At 62.1% G+C, this 1,921-nt stretch carries 3 protein-coding genes; 2 read left to right on the top strand and 1 reads right to left on the bottom strand.

Annotated elements, in window-relative coordinates; translation table 11 throughout:
* The first annotated feature begins 301 nt into the window (after window positions 1–301).
* Together BI292_RS10105 and BI292_RS10100 are read left to right on the top strand one after the other, a co-directional pair.
* Window positions 302–766 (top strand): multidrug transporter, encoded by a 465-nt coding sequence (locus BI292_RS10105; protein WP_092273005.1) that lies wholly within the window; start codon window positions 302–304, stop codon window positions 764–766.
* 32 nt (window positions 767–798) lie between these two features.
* Window positions 799–1,623: an SDR family oxidoreductase gene (locus BI292_RS10100; RefSeq protein ID WP_092273008.1), complete on the top strand. Its 825-nt coding sequence runs from the start codon at window positions 799–801 to the stop codon at window positions 1,621–1,623.
* 110 nt (window positions 1,624–1,733) lie between these two features.
* Here BI292_RS10100 and BI292_RS10095 read toward each other — a convergent pair.
* On the bottom strand, window positions 1,734–1,921 hold a 188-nt coding region (locus tag BI292_RS10095), incomplete at its 5' end, for a LysR substrate-binding domain-containing protein (protein ID WP_256592647.1).

The following is a 1,921-nucleotide window of genomic DNA, read 5'->3' as shown; positions in this document are numbered from 1 at the left end:
CGATTGACCCGAGCCTGCGCCGCGAGTTTTTCATCTTCACGCCAGTAATCGACCGAACGCACCGCAAGTCCGCGCGGATCGACGACGGATAAGGTGGGGGTCCTGTAATGCGTTGTCGTGATTGAAGCGTGCATGACGATGCGTCCCGGTTAGCCAGACATGATCTAACCGTTGCCGCGCAGCATCTGGCTACTGTCAGAAGTGACAGTCGCGACTGACGGCAAGCGCGCTTGAACGCCGAATGTCCATTCCGGCGACCGTTCGGTAGGATGGTCGCCATAAGTTCAAGGAGCGTTTCCCTATGTTCATCGGCGTCCTGCTGGTCATTACCTGGCTGATCCTGTTGCTGCGCTACCCGGCCAAAGCCTTGCCGGTTTCCATCGCCGCCGCGATTGGCCTGGGGTTGGTGGCGACCTGGGTCATCTGGATGGACAACCGCGAGGTCAAGCAACTGGCGCGGCTGGAGTTGCGGATCACCTACGCCCCCGAACACTGTCCTGCGGATCGCCCGTTGCAGCTGACCATGAACAACGGCAACGACGTACCGCTGACCGAATTGCGCTGGCGCATCGCCGCTTATGCGCCGGGCGATACGGTCAACCTCGCCGACAATCAATACGCCGCCCCACGCTATCGCGGCCCCGGCGAATTGCAGGCCGGCGCCAGTTGGCAAGACTGTTTGCCGCTGCCGCCACTGCGCCCGGGTTATCGCCCGCAAACCCTGGAGTTTCGCGCCGAACACTTGCAGGGTAGCTTTTCCGATTAAGCCCTTTCCTCTGATTGCACAAGGACCGCGCCATGCCCGTTGCGTTGATTACCGGTTGTTCCAGCGGCATTGGCCGCGCCCTCGCCGATGCGTTCAAAAGCGCCGGTTACCAGGTCTGGGCCAGCGCCCGCAAGGCTGAAGACGTTGCCGTGCTGGCGGCGGACGGTTTCACTGCGGTGCAACTGGACGTCAACGACGGCGTTGCGTTGGAGCAGTTGAGCGAGCGCATCAATCAGCAACACGGCGGCCTCGATGTGCTGATCAACAATGCCGGTTACGGCGCGATGGGCCCGCTGCTGGATGGCGGCGTGCCGGCGATGCAGCGTCAGTTCGAAACCAACGTGTTTGCCGTGGTCGGGGTCACCCGCGCGCTGTTTCCGGTACTGCGCCGGGCCAAGGGTCTGGTGGTGAATATCGGCAGCGTTTCCGGGGTTTTGGTCACGCCATTCGCCGGCGCGTATTGCGCGTCGAAAGCCGCGGTGCATGCCTTGAGCGATGCGTTGCGCATGGAACTGGCGCCGTTCGGCATCCGCGTGATGGAAGTCCAGCCCGGCGCCATCGCTTCCAGTTTTGCGAAAAATGCCGGCAACGAGGCCGAGCAGTTGATCAGCGAACAATCGCCGTGGTGGCCGCTGCGCGAAGGCATCCGCGCGCGGGCCAAGGCGTCGCAGGACAATCCGACCCCGGCCAGCGAATTCGCCGCTGGTTTGCTTAAAGCGGTGCAGCAGAACAAACCACCACGATTGCTGCGCCTCGGCAATGGCAGCCGGGCATTGCCAATGCTGGCGGCGTTGCTGCCCAAAGGGTTGCTGGAATCGGGGTTGATGAAGCGGTTTGGGTTGGGTGGGCAGCTCTGAATTCGCGTCATCGTTCTTCGCGGGCAAGCCTTGCTCCTACAGGGGATTGCATTGCAGCCGCAGGAGCGAGGCTCGTCCGCGAAGAGGCCCGAACGTTCACCAGAAAAACCTCAACCCCAACCCTTCATGAAATCAATAAACGCCCGCACTTTCAGCGGCAAATGCCGGGTATCCGGGTACAACGCGTACACCCCTTGCCGGGCGAAACCGTGATCGGCCAATAGCCGGGTCAACCGGCCCGCATTCAAATCTTCCTGCACCAGCCACTGCGGCAAAATCGCCACGCCTTGCCCCGACA

It is taken from the genome of Pseudomonas sp. 43NM1 (assembly GCF_002836905.1).
Lineage (GTDB): Bacteria > Pseudomonadota > Gammaproteobacteria > Pseudomonadales > Pseudomonadaceae > Aquipseudomonas > Aquipseudomonas prosekii.
Note: the sequence above shows the minus strand (reverse complement) of the source record. Positions and strands in the feature narration are given on the sequence as shown.